Source organism: Mycobacterium sp. 852014-52450_SCH5900713, from assembly GCF_001667075.1.
In the GTDB taxonomy this organism is placed as follows: domain Bacteria; phylum Actinomycetota; class Actinomycetes; order Mycobacteriales; family Mycobacteriaceae; genus Mycobacterium.
On record NZ_LZIL01000076.1, the window covers coordinates 9,981 to 28,573 of the forward strand.

The following is an 18,593-nucleotide window of genomic DNA, read 5'->3' on the forward strand; positions in this document are numbered from 1 at the left end:
TTATCCGGCGCGCTCGCCGGGCAGCTTGTCGTCCCGCGACGCCACCGCTTGCTGACCACCCTGGGCCAGTTCGAGCCGGCGCTCCGCGAGGACCAGCAGATGCCTGAGTCGCTGTCCGTACAGCCCCACCGAATCGTGGGTCAGCATGTCGTCGTGCGCGCAGTCGATGGAGTACGTGAGAATCTCCCCGGAGACAAGCGGCCGCCACGACTGGGACAGGAACCCATCGCGGTCTGCCCCGTCCCCCGCGGCGGAGAAGATGGTGATGTCGCCCTGGAAAACGCCGGGCCGGTGAGTTCGGAACCGGTCGATGTTCTGGCGAAGATTTTCGGAGAGCAGGTCGACAAGCCGCCTGGATCGCGAGGCTTCCGGCAGCTGTAGTTCGCCCACCGCGTCCTCGGGCGGGGCGCCACCGCCGTTCATGGTGGGTTGGGCGTCGAGCAGGATCAGGCGGCCGATCACGCCTCCGCGCCGCTGCAGCTCCACCGCGAGTTCGTGCGCGATCACCCCGCCGAACGACCAGCCCAGCAGGTTGTAGGGCCCGGAGGGATGGATCTCCTGCAGCCTGTCGGCATAGTTCTCCGCCATCTCGCGGATCGATCGCGGTTCGGTCTCCCCGCCCTGCCGGGTCTGCTGGACACCGATGATCGGGCAGTCCAGGTAGCTGCCGAGCACCTGATACGGCCAGCTCACGCCGCCCGCGGGGTGAATGCAGAACAACGGAGTGCCGGCGCCCTGCTTCAGGGTCTGAATGGGTACGACGTCCTGGGTGGCGGTCGTGTCCGTGCCCAGGCGCTGGCTCAGGGTCGCGACGGTGGGCGCGTCGAACAGGGTGCGTACGGCAAGGTCGACAACCAGGTTGGTGTTGATCGTCGCGATCAAGCGCATCGCGGAAATGCTGTCGCCGCCCAGGTCGAAGAAGGAGTCGTCGACACCGACCCGCTCGACCCCGAGCACCTGAGCGAAGATGCCGGCAAGGATCTCCTCGGTTGCGTTCGACGGGGCCCGATATCCACCGCCGGCGTACTCGGGCGCCGGCAGGGCGCGGGTGTCCAACTTGCCGTTGGGCGTCAGCGGTAACGCGTCGAGTCCCACCACGGCCGTGGGAACCATGTAGCCCGGCAGTCGCCCGGCCAGCGCGGTGCGCGCCTCGGCGGGATCGACCGTTCCGGTGACGTAGCCGACCAGGCGTTTGTCCCCGGGGCGGTCCGCACGGGCGATCACCACGGCCTGCTGCACGCCGTCCAACCGGGCGAGCGCCGCCTGGACCTCGCCCAGTTCGATGCGGTAGCCGCGGATCTTGACCTGCTCGTCGGCGCGAGCCACATACACCAGCTGCCCGTCGGCACCCCAGAGCACCAGGTCACCGGTGCGGTACATGCGAGCCCCGGGTTCGCCGAACGGGCAGGCCACAAACCGCGAACCGGTCAATCCGGCGCGCTTGAGATATCCCGCGGCCACCCCGGTACCGGCCACGTACAACTCGCCCACTACGCCGGGGGCCACCGGCCGCAGCCAGCCGTCCAGCACGAACAACCCGGCGCCGGGCACCGGCGAGCCGATCGGCGGCGTTCCCGAGCCCGCCGCGAGCGGAGCGCTGATCGCCACGCACATCGTCGTCTCGGTCGGGCCGTAGGCGTTGACCATCACCCGCCCCGGCGCCCAGCGATCGACCACCTCGGGTGGGCAGGCCTCCCCGGCCATCACCAGCGCCACCGAATCCAGGCCGGCCGGGTCCAGCGCCGCGACCGCCGACGGCGTCTGGGTCAGCACGCTGACCTTCTGGTCGACCAGTAAGGCGCGGAAGTCCTCCGGTGAGCGCACCACCGACTCGGGCACCACCACCACGCGTCCGCCGCGCAGCAGCGGGGCGAAGATCTCCCACACCGACACGTCGAAGGCGTACGAGTGGCACTGCGTCCACACGCCCGGGGCCGGCAGGCCGGCGTCGAGCGAGCCGATGAGTTGCGTCACGTTACGGTGCGTGACCGCAACACCTTTCGGAACCCCGGTGGTCCCCGAGGTGTAGATGATGTAGGCGATGCCGTCCGCCGCGGGTGCGGGCGGCGCCGTGCGCGGATAGCCGTCGATCTCCGGGTCCTCGATGTCGATGACCCGCACGCCGCTGCCGTCCAGCCGCGACAGCAGTCCCGCGGTGGTGACCGCGGCGATCGGCGCGGCATCCTGGAGCATGAATCTGATCCGCGCGGCCGGGGCGGCCGGGTCGACCGGCAGGTACGCCGCCCCCGTCTTGAGCACCGCCAGGCTGGCCACGATCGCCTGCGCCGAACGCGAAAACAGCAGCGCCACAGACTGTCCCGGGCCGGCGCCCTCGGCGATCAACAGGTGCGCCAACCGGTTCGCCGCCTCGTCCAGCTCCCGGTACGTCATGGACAGCCGGCCCCAGCCGATCGCCACGGCGTCCGGCTGGTGGGCGACCTGTGCGGCGAACAGCTCCACGATCGAGACGGGCGGGGGTGTCGGCCGGGTCAGCGCTGCCCGGTTGCCGATTTCATCCAGGCGGGCATGCTCTGGCCCGTCCAGCAGGTCGACCGAGGAGAGCCGCCGGGCCGGGTCGGTGGTCATCGCCACCAGCACCCGCTGCAGTCGCGCGGTGAGCGCCTCGATGGTGCGCGCGTCGAAGACGCCGGCGTCGTATTCCACTCTGAGGCCGAGTTGTTCGCCGGATAGGGCGGCCTGCATCGTCAGGGGGTAGTGGTTGCGCTCGAAGACGTTGAAGTCGGTGATGGACAGCTCGTGGTTGACCGCCATCGCGGATGTTTCCAGCGGATAGTTCTCGTAGGCGAAGAGCGTGTCGAACAGCTTCTCGTGACCGGTCATCCGGTGGATTTCGCTGAGCGACAGGTGCTCGTGCTCGAGGGTGTCGTTGTGGGCGGTTTGCAGCTGGTCCAGTAGCTCCGTGGTGGTGGTCGCCGGGGTGATGTTGGCGCGCACCGGGATCGTGTTGATCATCAGGCCAACCATCGACTCGGCGCCGGCGACCTCGGCGGACCGGCCCGACACCGTGGTGCCGAACGCGACGTCGTGGTTGCCGGTGAGCCACGTCAGCAGCTGCGCCCACGCGGCCTGCAGCACGGTGCTGACCGTGGTCTGGTGGGAGCGGGCCAGCTCGCCGAGCGCCCGGGTGGTTTCGGCCGGCACCGTGAACGTCGTGAGGCCGCGGGCACCCAGCTCCAACTTGTGTGGCGGCGCGACTAGCGTCGGGGTGTCGAAGCCGACGAGCACCCGGCCCCACGCCGCCCGCGCGGCATCGGCGTCGCGGTCGGCCAGCCAGGTGACGAACCGGCGATACGGCGGCGGCGGAGCCAGCCGCTGCCCGGTGAGGCTGGCGAATGTCTCGTTCACCAGGATGGGAACCGACCAACCGTCGAGCACGATGTGGTGAATGGTCAGCACCAGCCGGTGCCGGTTCGGCGCGGTGCGGATCATGGCCACCCGGAAGGCCGGCCGGTCGGCCAGGTCGTAGACCGCGGCGCGCTCGGCGGCGCAGATTTCCCCGATGCCCTCGTCGGCGCCCTGGCGGCCGTCGAGCTCGACGTACCGCCATGCCATCGCCGGGTTGGCGGGGATGATCTGCACCGGCTCGTCTGGCCGGTCCCAGAACCGGGCGACCAGGTGCGGATGCCGGTCAACGACGGTTTGCACCGCGTCGCGCAGGCTGTCCCGGTCCAGCGGGCCGGTGACGCTGATGTCCAGCTGCACGACGTACAGGTCACTGGAATCCTGGCCGCTGCCCCGCCTGGTGGTCGCGTGGAAGAGCAGACCCTGCTGCAGGGGGGTCAACGGCAACACGTCGGCAATCCGGTGTTGCCGCTCGAGCTCGTCGATCTCCTGCTGGAGCAAACGGGCCGGGAGGATGTCCGACGGGGTCAGTCCGCCGCCACCCGATCGCACGTGGGCGCAGATACCGCTCAGCGCCTCGAACCACAGCCCGCTCAGCCGGGCGAGTTGCTCGCGGTCCAGTACCGAGGGCGCCCACGTCCAGTTGGCGTGCAGCTGCGGGCCGGCCTCGGTCTCGGCGGTGCCCGCGTTGAGGTCCACGGTGTGCATGAGCGGCATGGGCACCGCCGTGCTGGTGCCGGTCACCGACGAGCCGTCTCGCGAGATTCGCCACAACTCGTCCGACAACTCGGCGGCCGCGCCGCCCAGCCGGCCCAGGTAGTTGAAGCCGATCGCCGGGTCGGAGCCGTGCAGGTCGACATCGTCGTTCAGGTAGCGCAGCAGCCCGTAGGTCAGGGGGTCCGGCTGCGCGCGCAGCTGTTCCTTGGCCTGCTTGAGCACGGCGCCCAGCGCGGGGTCACCGGAAACCACGCGCTCCCAAGGCAATTGATCCACCGCCAAGGACACCGGGTACTTGGTGGTGAACCACCCGACCGTGCGTGACAGGTCCACTCCGGCGGCGAGTTCCTCGTGTCGGCCGTGGCCCTCGACGTCGATGCCGACCGGCCCGCCGCCGGGAAGGTCGCCGCCAAGGAACACCGCCCAGGCCAGGGCGTAACCGATCAGCAGGATGTCGTTGACGCCGGCGTGGAAGGCCGCCGGCGCCTCTCCGAGCAGCGTGCGGGTGGTCTCCACGTCCAGCGCCACCGACAGGTGCTCGGCGGTCTCGTAGGTGTCCGTCTCGGGGCGCACCCCCGGTAGCGCGGGCGGCGTCGCCGCGATCCGCTGCCAGGCGCCGGCCTGCTCCACCACTGCCGGGTCATGCGCGTGCTCGCCCAGTAGGGCCGCCCAGCGGGCGAACGACGTCCCACCCGGCGGCAACGCCACCGGCTGCCCGCCGCGATGCTGCGCCCAAGCAATGTTCAAGTCTTCCAACAGGATTCGCCAGGACACCCCGTCGACGGCGAGGTGGTGGATGATCAGCACCAGCTGTCGGGTGGAGACCGCCCACAGCGCGCTCAGCACCACCCCGTCGGCCGGGTTCAGCCGCGAGCGCGCCGCGGTCACGGCGGCGTCCGATAACACGTCCACCGCGTGCAAGTGGTCGGCGGCATCGACCGATCCCGCCTCGGGCACGGTCAGCGACCACTCGTCGTGCACGCGCAGCCGCAGCATGGCGTGCCGGTCCAGCAGGGCCTGCAGCACCGCCACCACGTCGGTCTCGGTGACCCCGGCGGGAGCCTCGACCACCATCGTCTGGTTGAACTGGTCGACCGGACCGCCTGCCCTTTCTATGCCCTGCAGCCACCGGATGATCGGCGTTGCCGATAGTTCCCCGATGCCCTCGTCGGTCGCGCCGGGGTCGCCGTCGGCGGCGCCGACGACGCGGGCCAGCCGGGCCACGGTCTGCTCGACGAAGATGTCGCGCGTCCGGCACGTCAGACCGGCGGCCCGCGCCCGCGTCACCACTTGCATCGACGAGATGCTGTCGCCGCCCAGGTCGAAGAAGGAGTCGTCGACGCCGATCCGCTCGACGCCGAGCACCTGGGCGTAGATGCCGGCCAAGGTCTCCTCGACGGGACTGCTCGGGGCCCGGTAGCGATCGACCTCCCGGTATTCGGGCGCCGGCAGGGCGCGAGTGTCGAGCTTGCCGTTGGGTGTCAGCGGCAGCGCGTCGAGCGTCACCACGGCCACCGGAACCATGTACGCGGGGAGCCGGTCGGCCAGCCGGGCGCGTAGCTCGGCGGGGTCCGCCGAACCGGTGACGTAGCCGACCAGGCGCTTATTACCGGGCCGGTCCTCGCGGGCGATGACGGCGGCCTGCGCGACCCCGGTCAAACCGGTTAGCGCCGTGCGGATTTCGCCGAGCTCGATGCGGTAGCCGCGGATCTTGACCTGCTCGTCGGCGCGGCCCAAGTACTGCAGCTGCCCATCGGAGCCCCAGCAGACCAGGTCGCCGGTGCGATACATGCGTGCCCCTGGGCCGCCGAATGGACAGGCGACAAACCGCGACGCCGTCAGCGCCGCCCGGCGCCAGTACCCGCGGGCCAGCCCGGCGCCGGCCACGTACAGCTCGCCGACCACGCCGGGTGGCACCGGCCGCAGGGATTCGTCGAGCACGAACAACGCCGCCCCGGCGACCGGGGAGCCGATCGGAACGACGGCCGAGCCGGGGGCAAGCGGCGCGCTGATCGCCGCGTACACCGTGGTTTCGGTGGGTCCGTAGGCGTTGATCATCACCCGTCCGGGCGCCCACCGGTCGACCAGCTCGGTCGGGCAGGCCTCGCCGGCCACCACCAGGGCCGCCGACTCCAGCCCCCGCGGGTCGAGCATCGCTGCGGCGGAAGGGGTTTGGCTCAGCACGCTGACCCGCTCGGCGACCAGCAACTCGTGCAGGTCCTCCGGGGATCGCACCACCGCGTCGGGGATCACCACCAGGCGGCCGCCGCGCAACAGCGCGCCGAAGATCTCCCACACCGACACGTCGAAGCCGTAGGAATGCCACTGCGACCACACGCCGGCGTCCGGCAGGCTGGCGTCCACCGTCGCCATCAGCTGCGTCACGTTGCGGTGGCTGACCGCCACACCCTTGGGCACCCCGGTGGTTCCCGAGGTGTAGATGAGGTAGGCGACGTCCTCCGCGCTCGGCGCCGGCAACGCGATGACGGGCTGGGCGTCGACGGCGGGATCGTCCACGTCGATGACCGCCACGTCGTACCCGTCGAGCCGGTCGGCAAGGGCGGCGGTGGTGACCACCGCGACGGGCGTGGCGTCGGCGAGCATGAAGCCGATCCGGGCGGCCGGATGCGCGGGATCGATTGGCAGATAGGCCGCCCCGGTCTTGAGCACCGCCACGATCGCCACGATCGCCTCGGCCGCGCGATCGAACAGCAGTGCCACGCACTGTCCCGGGGCGGCGCCGCGGCCGGCCAGCAGGTGGGCCAACCTGTTGGACGCCTGGTCGAGCTCGCGATACGTCCACGACCGGGTACCGCTGCTGAGCGCAGGCGCATCCGGCGTGCGCGCCGCCTGGGCGGCAAAGGATTCCGGAATCGACGTCGGCGCGTTTGCCGGCGCGGCCAGCGCCGCCCGGTTGCCGATCTCGTCCAGCCGGGCCCGTTCATCCGCATCGAGCAGGTCGACCGACGACACGGGGCGGGCGGGATCGGTGGTCATCGTCGCCAGCACCCGCTGCAGGCGCCCGACCAGTGTCTCGATGCTGTCCGCGTCGAACACGTCGGTGCGGAATTCCACCCGCCCGCCGATCCCGGCGGGCTCGTCGGTCTCGGTCCAGCGCTCGGTCATCGAGAAGGTCAGGTCCATGCGGGCGACCTGGGTGTCCAGCGGTATCGGGGTGACCCGAACGTCGCCCAGGGCCAGCCCGGTCGCGGGGTCGTTGTCCTGCCCGCCGAAGTTCTGCCAAGCCAGCATCACCTGAATCAGCGGGTGATGGGTGAGGCTTCGGGTCGGGTTGACGCGCTCCACCAGCACCTCGAAGGGCACGTCCTGATGCTCGAAGGCCTCCACGCTGCGCGCGCGCACCCGGTCCAACAGCTCGGTGAAGGTGGGGTTGCCGGACATGTCGACGCGCAGCACCAGGGTGTTGACGAAGAATCCGACCAAGTCGTCGAGTGCGGGGTCGCGCCGCCCGGCGATCGGAAAGCCCACCGCCACATCGCTACTCGCGCTCAGCTTGGCCAGCAGCACCGCCAGAGCGGCCTGCACCACCATGAAGCTGGTCGCATTGTGTTCGCGGGCCACCGCCGAAATCTGCTGCTGCAAGTCGGCCGGCCAGTCGATCGCCACCGTAGCCCCGTGCTGGTCGGCCACCTGCGGGTAGGGGCGGTCGGTGGGCAACTGCAACCGCTCCGGCATGCCGGCCAGGGCCTCTTCCCAATAGGCCAGCTGGGCGGCGATGCGGCTGTCGCTGTCCTTCAGGTCGCCGAACTGGGCGCGCTGCCACAACGTGTAATCCACGTACTGGACCGGCAATTCGTCCCACTCGGGGGCCTGCCCCGCGCATCGGCTGGCGTACGCGACGCCGAGGTCGGCGGCCAGCGGCCGCAGCGACCAGCCGTCGGCGGCGATGTGGTGCACCACGGCCACCAGCACGTGTTCGTCGTCCGCGACGCGGAAGACCCAGGCGCGCAACGGAATATCGGTCGCCAGGTCGAAGGTGCCGCGTGCCGCGGCCTTGACGGCCTCGTCCAGCCGGCCCGCCGACCAGCCGCTGGCGTCGACGACCTGCCAGCCGAAATCGGCTCGCTCCGCGGGGATGACCACCTGCTGGGGCGTTCCCTCGGGCGCGGCGAACACGGTGCGCAGGCTCTCGTGGCGGGCCACCACGTCGGCCAGCGCCGCACCGAGCGCGTCGGCGTCGAGCCGACCACGCAGGCGCATTGCCGCCGCCATGTTGTAAACCGGTGACGGGCCTTGCAATTGGTCCAGGAACCACAGCCGGCTCTGGGCGAACGACAGCGGGACGACCGCCGGCCGGGGGCCGGCCACCAACGGCTCGAGCCGGCCGGCGCCCTCCCCGATCCGGGGTGCCAGCTGGGCGATGGTGGGCGCCTCGAACACGGCGCGCACCGACAGGTACTCGTCTAGGTCGGTGTTGACCGCGGCGATCAGACGCATCGCCAGGATGCTGTCGCCGCCCAGGTCGAAGAACGACTGGTCGATCCCGACGCGATCGACCCCGAGCACCTGGGCGTAGATCCCGGCCAGGATCTCCTCGGTGGGATTGGTGGGGGCGCGATAGCCCGAGGCGGTGTATTCGGGAGTGGGGAGGGCGCGGGTGTCGAGTTTGCCGTTGACCGTCACGGGTAGCGCCTCGAGCACCACGATCCCGGCCGGGACCATGTAGCCCGGCAGCCGCTCGGCCAGCGCGGCGCGCATTGTGGCCGGCTCGGCGGCTCCGGTGATGTAGCCGACTAGTCGCTTATCGCCGGGGCGGTCCTCGCGGACGACGACCACCGCTTCGTCGACGCCGTCCAAAGCGGCGAGGGCCGAGCGGATCTCGCCGATCTCGATGCGGTAACCGCGGATCTTGACTTGCTCGTCGGTGCGTCCGACGTACTGCAGTTGGCCGTCGGTGCCCCAGCGCACCAGGTCCCCGCTGCGATACATCCGTTGTCCGGGCTCGCCGAACGGGCAGGCCACGAACCGCGATGCGGTCAAGTCGGGCCGGCGCACGTATCCCAGGCCCACCCCGCGCCCGGCGACATACAACTCCCCGATCACCCCGACCGGCACGGGCCGCAACCAGCCGTCCAGCACGAACAGTCCTGTCCCTGGCACCGCCGAACCAATCGGCGGCGCACCGGATTTCGCGGTCAGCGGGGTGCTCATGGACGCGAAGATCGTGCTCTCGGTCGGGCCGTAGACGTTCATCATCGCCCGCCCTGGTGCCCAGCGGTCCACCAGCTCCGGGGGTACGGGCTCCGCGCCGATCACCAGCGCCGCGGAGTCCAGGCCTTCCGGTGACAGCATGCGAACGGCCGCCGGGGTCTGACTCAACACCGTCACCTTCTCGGCCACCACCAACGCATGAAAATCCTTCGGCGAGCGCGCCACGGCCTCCGGGACCACCACCAGTCGCCCGCCGTGCAGCAGCGCCCCCCAGATCTCCCACACCGAGAAATCAAACGCATACGAATGGAACTGGGTCCACACCTGCCCGGGCGCCAACGCCACCCCCACCGCCGGGGCGTCGAACAACCGGGTCACATTGGCGTGGCTGACCGCCACCCCCTTGGGCACCCCGGTGGTCCCCGAGGTGTAGATGATGTGCGCGACATCCTCAGGATCCGGGCCCGGGGGCGCCGTGGCGGGCTGCGACTGCAGTGCGGGGCTGTGCACGTCGATGACCGGCAACACATGCCCGGCCAGCTTGTCGGCCAGCGCGACCGTGGTCACCGCGGCCACCGGCGCGGTGTCGGTCAACATGAACTCGATGCGCGCCTCGGGCAACCCCGGATCGATCGGCAAATATGCCGCCCCGCTCTTGAGCACCGCCAGGATCGCCACGATCGCCTCGGCCGAGCGGTCCAACAACACCGCCACCGACTCCCCCGGACCCGCACCCCGGGCAATCAACCCATGCGCCAACCGATTCGACGCCTCATCCAACTCCCGATACGACAACGAACGACCCGCACACCGCACCGCCACCGCCCCCGGCGCACGCACCACCTGCGCCGCGAACAACCCCGGAATCGACGCCGGGGCCCACGGCTGGGACAGCGCCGCGCGGTTGCCGAATTCGTCCAGCCTGCGGTGTTCGTCGGCGTCCAGCGCGTCCGTCGCCGACAGCCGCCGCCCCGGGTCGGTGGTCATGGCCACCAGCACCCGGCGCAGCCGCTCGATCAGCGTCCCGATGGCGTCCGTGTCGAAAACGTCGGTGTCGTATTCGACGCGCAGGCGCAGTTCGTGTCCCGGCTGGGCCTGAATCGTCAGCGGGTAGTGGGTGGATTCCCGGCTGGCGATGTCGGTGATGGACAGCTCCTGGTCACCCGCCAGCGCCGCGGCGTCGATCGGATAGTTCTCGAAGGCGAACAGGGTGTCGAACAGCTTGTCCTGACCGGCGATGCGGTGAATCTCGTTGAGCGCCAAGTGCTGATGGTCGAGGGTGTGGTTGTAGGCGGCCTGCAGCTGCTCGAGCAGGTCGGCGGCGGTGGTCGTCGGGGTGATGTTCGCCCGCACCGGCACCGTGTTGATCAACAGGCCGACCATCGAGTCCGCACCGGGGACCTCGGCCGGCCTGCCCGAGACCGTGGTGCCGAACGCGACGTCGTGCTGACCGGTCAGCCAGCACAACAGTTGGGCGTAGCACGCCTGCAGCACCGTGTTGACGGTGGTGTGGCACGAGCGGGCCAGCTCGCCGACGGCCCGGGTGAGGTCGGCCGGCAGCCCGAACGTCTGAACGCCTTGCTCCCCCGGCTGGAGCCTGTCCTGGCGACCGACCAAGGCCGGGGCGTCGAAGCCGGCGAACACCTCGCCCCAGGCGGCGCGGGCGGCGTCGCGGTCGCGGGCGGCCAGCCAGCTGACGAAGCCGCGGTAGGGAGCGGCCGCGGGCAGTCGCTGGCCGTAGTAGCCGGCGAAGATCTCGCGGAGCAGGATCGGCATCGACCAGCCGTCGAGGACGATGTGGTGGTTGGTCAGCACCAGCCGGTGCCGGTCCGGCGCCGTGCGGATCAAGGCCACCCGGAAGGGCGGCTGGTTGGCAAGGTCGCACACGGCGGCGCGCTCGGCGGCGCAGAGCCGCGCCACCCGCTCCTCGATGTCGGGGTCGCCGTCCAGTTCCAGGTACTGCCAGGCCGCCGCCGGATCGGTGGCGATGACCTGCACCGGCTCGTCGAACTGGTCGAAGAATCGGGCCACCAGGTTCGGATGCCGCTTGACCATCGCGTGCACGGCGTCACGCAGGCGGTCAGGGTCGAGCGGGCCGCTGACCGTGATGTCGAGCTGTCCCGCGTAGAGGTCGCCGGAATCCTGTCCGGCCCCCTGCACGGTGTTGGCGTGGAACAGCAGCCCCTGCTGCACCGGGGTCAGCGGTAGCACGTCGGCGATGTGGCATTGCCGCTGCAGCTGGTCGATCTGCTTCTGGCTCAGGCGAGCGGGCGCGACGTCCGACGGCGTCAAACCGCCGCCACCGGAACGCACGTGGGCGCAGATTCCGGCCAGGGCCTCGAACCACAGCCGGCTCAGCCGCGTGACTCGGTCCTCGTCCAGCGTCGACGGCGCCCACGTCCAATTGGCGTGCAGCCGGGGGCCGGCCTCGGAGTCGACGGTGGCCGCGTTGAGCTCCAGCGTGTGCATCAGCGGCATGGGTATCGCCGCGGCGGCCGCGGTGACCGACCCCTGCACGGGTCGCCACATCTCCTCGGAGAGCTCAACCGATCCGCCTTGGCGCCCAAGATAATTGAACCCGATCGTCGGGTCGGGACTGTCAAGGTCGGCGTCGGCGTTGAGGTAGCGCAGCAACCCGTAGGTCAGCGAATCCGGAAGGGCGCGCAGTTGCTCCTTGGCGTCCTTGAGCACCGCGCCCAACGCCGGGTCTCCGGAAACGACTTGCGCCCAGAGCAATTCACCCGTGGCCAGAGACACCGGGTACTTGGCGGTGAACCACCCCACGGTGTGGGACAGGTCGAGGTCGCGGCCCAGGTCCTCGTTGCGGCCGTGGCCCTCCACGTCGATGCCGATCGGCGCCCCGCCGGTGCCCAGGAATTCCGTCACCGCCAGGACGAACGAGATCAGCAGGATGTCCTGGACGCCGGCGTGGAAAGCCGCCGGCACCTGACCGAGCAGCATGCCGGTGGTCTCGGCATCCAGTTCCACCGAGAGATGCCCGGCGGTGGCGAAGGTGTCCGCCTCGGGCCGCACCGCGGGCAGCGCTGCGGGGGTGGCCGCCACGTGCTGCCAGGTGCCCAGTTGGTCCACCACGTCCGGGTGGCTCGCGCACTCGGCCAGCTGCGACGCCCACCGGGCGAATGACGTGCCCGTTACCGGTAAGGCCACCGGCTGGCCCAGGCGGTGCTGGGCCCAGGCAATATTCAAGTCCTCCAACAGGATTCGCCAGGACACTCCATCGACGGCCAAGTGGTGGATGATCACCACCAGCTGGCCGGTGGAGGTGGCCCACAGCGCGCTCAGCATCACCCCGGCCGCCGGGTTCAACCGCGACCGCGCCTCGACCAGCGCGGCGTCGGACAACTCGGCCACGGTATGCAGGCAGTCGCGGGCGTCCACCGAACCGGGCTCAGGTACCGTCAGCGACCATCCGTCGCCGACTCGCAGGCGCAGCATGCCGTGCCGGTCGAGCAATGCCTGCAGCACCACCAGCACGTCGGTCTCGCCCACCCCGGCGGGGGCCTGCACCAACATGGTCTGGTTGAACTGGCCGACCGGCCCGCCTGCCCTTTCTACGCTTTGCAGCCAATGCATGATCGGCGTGGCGGTCACCGGCCCCACGCCCTCGTCGGCCACGTCGGTGCCGGCGTCGGCGACCTCGGCCACCCGCGCCAGCCGGGCAACGGTCTGCTCGACGAAGATGTCGCGCGTCCGGCAGATCAGCCCGGCGGCGCGCGCCCGCGTCACCACCTGCATCGACGAGATGCTGTCGCCGCCGAGGTCGAAGAAGGAGTCGTCGACGCCGACGCGGTCGAGCCCCAGCACCTGGGCGTAGATGCCGGCGAGTATCTCCTCGACGGCGTTGTCCGGGGCGCGGTATTGGTCGCCGTCGGAGTACTCCGGTGCGGGCAGCGCGCGGGTGTCGAGCTTGCCGTTGGGCGTGAGCGGGAGCGCGTCGAGCACCACCACGGCGGCGGGGATCATGTACGCCGGCACCCGCTCGGCCAGCGCGGCGCGAACCCCGGCCGGATCGGCCGTCCCGGTGACGTAGGCGACCAGGCGCTTATCACCGGGGCGGTCCTCGCGGGCGATGACCACCGCCTGCTCCACCCCATCCAGCCACGCCAGCGCCGCCCGCACCTCGCCGAGCTCGATGCGATAACCGCGGATCTTGACCTGCTCGTCGGCGCGGCCGAGGTAGTCGAGCTGCCCGTCGGCGCGCCAGCGCACCAGGTCCCCGGTGCGGTACATGCGGGTGCCGGCTCCGCCGAACGGGCAAGCCACGAACCGCGACGCGGTCAGACCCGACCGCTGCCAATATCCGCAGGCCACACCGGCACCGGCCACGTACAGCTCGCCGATCACACCAACGGGCACCGGGCGCAGCCGCCCGTCGAGGACGAACAACGCGCCGCCGGGCACCGGCGACCCGATCGGCACCACGCCTGACTCGACGGATGCCGCCGTCAGGGGCTCGCTGACCGCCGCGTACACCGTGGCCTCGGTCGGGCCGTAGGCGTTGATCATCGCGCGACCCGGTCCCCAGCGGTCGACCAGCTCGGCCGGGCACGCCTCGCCGGCCACCACCAGCGTGGCCGACTCCAGCCCCTCGGGCGACAACATCGCGGCGGCCGACGGGGTCTGGCTCAACACGCTGACCCGTTCGTCCACCAGCAGTGCGTGCAAGTCTTCCGGCGAGCGCGCCACCGACTCGGGCACCACCACCAGCCGCCCGCCGTGCAGGAGCGCGCCGAAGATCTCGTGAACCGAGACGTCGAAGGCCAGTGAATGCCACTGCGACCACACCCCGGCGCGCGGCAGGCCGGTGTCCATGCGCGCCAGCAGTTGGGTCGCGTTCTGGTGGGTGACCGCCACGCCCTTGGGGACACCGGTCGTGCCGGAGGTGTAGATGAGGTAGGCGAGGTCCTCCGGGCCCGGCGCCGTCGGTGCCGTGCCGGGCTGGGCGGCGAGGCCAGGGTCGTTGATGTCGATGACGGGGACGTCGTGACCGATGAGCCGGTCGGCCAGGTCGGCGGTGGTGATGACGGCCATCGGCGCGGCGTCGGAGAGCACGAATCCGATGCGGGACTCCGGCAGCGCCGGGTCGATCGGCAGATAGGCCGCCCCGGACTTGAGCGCCGCCAGGATCGCGACGATCGCCTCCGCCGAACGCGAAAACAGCAGGGCGACAGACTGTCCCGGCCCCGCGCCGCGGCCGGCCAACACGTGCGCCAACCGGTTTGCGGCCTCGTCCAGCTCGCGATAGGTCATGGACCGGCCGGCGCACACCAATGCCACGGCCTCCGGGGTGCGGGCCACCTGCGCGGCGAACAGCGCCGGAATGGACACCGGCGCGGCCACCGGCCGCCCCAGCGCAGCCCGGTTTCCAATCTCGTCGAGGCGGGCATGCTCGGCCTCGTCGAGCAGATCCACCGATGACAACGCCCGGGTGGGGTCGACGGTCATGGCCGTCAACACCCGTTGCAACCGTCCGACGAGCGCCAGGATGCTGCCCGCGTCGTAAACGTCGGTGCGGAATTCCACCGTCCCGCCGATCCCGGCGGGCTCACCGGCCTCGCTCCAGCGCTCGGCCAGCGAGAAGGTCAGGTCCATGCGGGCGGTCTGGGTGTCCACCGGCATCGGCGTGATCTCGACGTCGCCCAGGGCCAGCCCGCCGACGGGGCCACCGCCTTGCCCGGCGAAGTTCTGCCAGGCCAGCATGACCTGCACCAGGGGGTGGTGGGTCAGGCTCCGGGTCGGGTTGAGCCGTTCGACCAGCACCTCGAAGGGCACGTCTTGGTGTTCGTAGGCGGCCAGGCTGCGTTGCCGCACCTGGGACAGCAGGTCGGCGAAGGTGGGGTCGCCGGCCACGTCGACACGCAACACCAGGGTGTTGACGAAGAAGCCGACCAATTCGTCGAGCGCGGGATCGCGCCGGCCGGCGATCGGGAAGCCCACTGCCACATCGGGACTGGCGCTGATTCTGGAGAGCAGCACCGCCAAGGCGGTCTGCACCACCATGAAGCTGGTCGCGTTGTGCCTGCGGGCCACCTCGCCGACTCGCTGCTGAAGCTCGGTGGGCCAATCGATTTCGACGGTGGCGCCGCGCTGATCGGCCACCAGCGGGTAGGGCCGATCGGTGGGCAGCGGCACCCGGTCGGGCATCCCGGCCAGGGCCTCTTCCCAGTAGGCCAGCTGGTCGGCGATGGGACTCTCGTCGTCGTCGAGATCGCCGAACTGGGCGCGCTGCCAGAGTGTGTAATCGATGTATTGCACGGCCAGCGGCGCCCAGCCGGGGGCGTGCCCGGCACACCGGCTCGCATAGGCCATGCCCAGATCGCGGACCAGCGGGGTGATCGACATCCCGTCGGCGGCGATGTGGTGGACCACGGCCACCAAAACGTGCTCGTCTTCGGTGATGCGGAAAAGCTCTGCGCGCAGGGGGATTTCGGCCGCCAGGTCGAAGGTGTAGCGAGCGGTGTCGCCGATGGCCTCGTCGAGTTGGCCGGCGGACCAGCCGCTGGCGTCGACGATCTCCCACCCGAAGTCGGCCTGGTTGACGGGGGTCACCAGCTGCTGGGGCATTCCCTCGGGCGCGGCGATCAGGGTGCGCAGGCTCTCGTGGCGGGCCACCACGTCGCCCAGCGCCGCACCCAGCGCCCCGGCGTCCAGCGGCCCGCTCAGCCGCAGCGCCGCCGCCATGTTGTAAACCGGTGACGGGCCCTGCAATTGGTCCAGGAACCACAACCGGTTCTGCGCGAAAGACAGCGGCACCACGGCGGGCCGCTCGGCGGCCACCAACGGCTCGAGCCCGCTGGTGCCCTCCCCGATCCGCAGTGCCAGCTGGGCCACGGTGGGCGCCTCGAACACGACCCGCACCGGGAGGCCGACGTTCAGGTTGCTGTTGATCGCGGAGATCAGGCCCATCGCCGAGATGCTGTCGCCGCCGAGTTCGAAGAAGGAGTCGTCGATGCCGACGCGGTCGACACCGAGGACCTCGGCGTAGATGGCGGCCAGGATCTCTTCGGTGGGGCTATTCGGGGCGCGGTAAGCGCCGGCCTGGTATTCCGGCGCCGGTAGCGCGCGGGTGTCCAGCTTGCCGTTGGCGGTCAACGGCAACGCCGGAAGGACCACGATGGCCGCGGGCACCATGAACGCCGGCAACCGCTCCGAAAGCCGCGCCCGCAGCTGCGCCGCATCGGCGGTCCCGGTGACATAACCGACCAACCGCTTATCCCCGGGGCGATCCTCACGGGCGATCACCACCGCCTGCCCCACCCCATCCAAAGCACCCAGTGCGGCCTGGATTTCACCCAACTCGATGCGATAACCGCGGATCTTGACCTGCTCATCGGCCCGACCCAGATAGCGCAGCTGACCGTCAGCACCCCAGCACGCCAGGTCCCCGGTCCGATACATCCGCTGCCCGGGCCCGCCGAACGGACACGCCACAAACCGCGCCCCGGTCAGCCCGGCACGACCCAGATAGCCGACGCCCACCCCAGCCCCGGCCACATACAACTCCCCGACCACCCCGACCGGCGCCGGCCGCAACCATCCATCCAGCACAAACAACCCCGCCCCGGGCACCGGGGAGCCGATCGGGGGCACCCCCGACCCGGGCTGCAGTGGGGCGCTGATCGCCACACACATCGTGGTCTCGGTCGGCCCATAGGCGTTGACCATCACCCGCCCCGGCGCCCAGCGATGCACCACCTCGGGCGGACAGGCCTCCCCGGCCATCACCAACGCCACCGAATCCAGGCCAGCGGGATCCAGCATCGCCACCGCCGACGGCGTCTGCGTCAAGACCGTCACACCCTCGGCGACCAACACCGCGTGCAAATCCTCCGGTGAACGCGCGGTGTCGTCGTCGACCACCACCACCCGTCCACCACGCAAAAGCGGCGCAAAAATCTCCCACACCGACACGTCGAACGCCAACGAATGCGCATGCGACCACACCCCCGGCGCCGGCAACCCGGCATCCAGCGAGCCGATCAACTGCGTCACGTTATGATGCGTCACCCCAACACCTTTGGGCACACCCGTAGTGCCCGAGGTGTAAATCACATACGCCAGCCCCTCGGCATCCGGCTCGGGCAAGGCGGTGTCGGGCAAGGTGTCAAGGAGCCGATCATTAACATCGATCACCGCCACCCCACGACCGGCCAACCGCCCGGCCAGCTCGGCGGTGGTGAGCACCGCCACCGGCGCGGCATCGGCCACCAGGAACCCGATCCGGCTATCCGGCGAAGAAGGATCGATCGGCAGGTAGGCCGCCCCGGTCTTGAGCACCGCCAGCATCGCCGCGACCGCCTCGGCCGACCGCGAAAACAGGAGCGCCACAACCTGGCCCGGACCCGCACCGTGCGCCACCAACAGGTGCGCCAGCCGGTTCGACGCCTCGTCCAACTCGCCGTAGGTCGTCGATACGCCCTCGCACACCAGCGCCACCGCGTGCGGTGCGGTGGACACCTGCGCGGCGAACATCTCCGGCACCGACGCCGGCACACCCACCGGTCCCGTCAAAACCGCCGTATTTCCAAACGCTTCCAACCGGGCACGCTCAGCGTCATCGAGCACATCCACCGACGACAACGCCTGGGCGGGGTCAGCGGTCATGGCCACCAACACCGCCTGCAGCCGCGCGATCAGCGCCTCGATGGTCTCGGCGTCGAACACGTCGGTGCGGAATTCGACGCGCCCACCGATTCCGGCGGCCTCGCCGGTCTCGTTCCAGCGTTCGGCCAGTGAAAACACCAAATCCATTCGGGCCGAATCGGTGTCGACGGGCACCGAGGTGACCTCGAGGTCCCCCAACGCCAGACCGGCGGCCGGATCGTCGTGGCCGGCGAAGTTCTGCCAGGCCAGCATCACCTGCACCAGCGGGTGATGGGTCAGGCTCCGGGTCGGGTTGAGCCGCTCCACCAGCAGCTCGAACGGCACGTCCTGGTGCTCGAAGGCCTCCAAGCTGCGCGCCTGAACCCGTGCCAACAGTTCGGTGAAGCTGGGGTCGCCGGCCAGATCGACCCGCAGCACCAACGTGTTGACGAAGAAGCCGACGAGCTGGTCGAGCGCGCGGTCGCGACGCCCGGCGATCGGGAAGCCGACCGAAACATCCCGGCTGGCAGTGATTTTCGACAAGAGCACCGCCAGCGCGGCCTGCACCACCATGAAGGTGGTCGCGTTGTGTTCGCGGGCCACCCGGCGAACCTGGTGTTGCAGCTCCGCCGGCCAGTCCACGACCACGCTCGAGCCGCGCTGATCGGCGACGGGTGGGTAGGGCCGGTCGGTCGGCAGCTCCAACCGCTCGGGCATGCCCGCCAGGGCGTCCTGCC

The 18,593-nt window shown here is 70.5% G+C and carries 1 protein-coding gene (only partly in view); it reads right to left on the reverse strand.

Annotated elements, in window-relative coordinates; all coding sequences use genetic code 11:
• Positions 1 to 18,593, reverse strand: partial view of a non-ribosomal peptide synthetase gene (locus tag A5773_RS22815; RefSeq protein WP_082948353.1) — the 3' portion only. Its footprint extends 12,541 nt past the window's final position; the window shows 18,593 of its 31,134 coding nt (coding positions 12,542-31,134); the start codon falls outside the window, past its right edge; its stop codon occupies positions 1 to 3.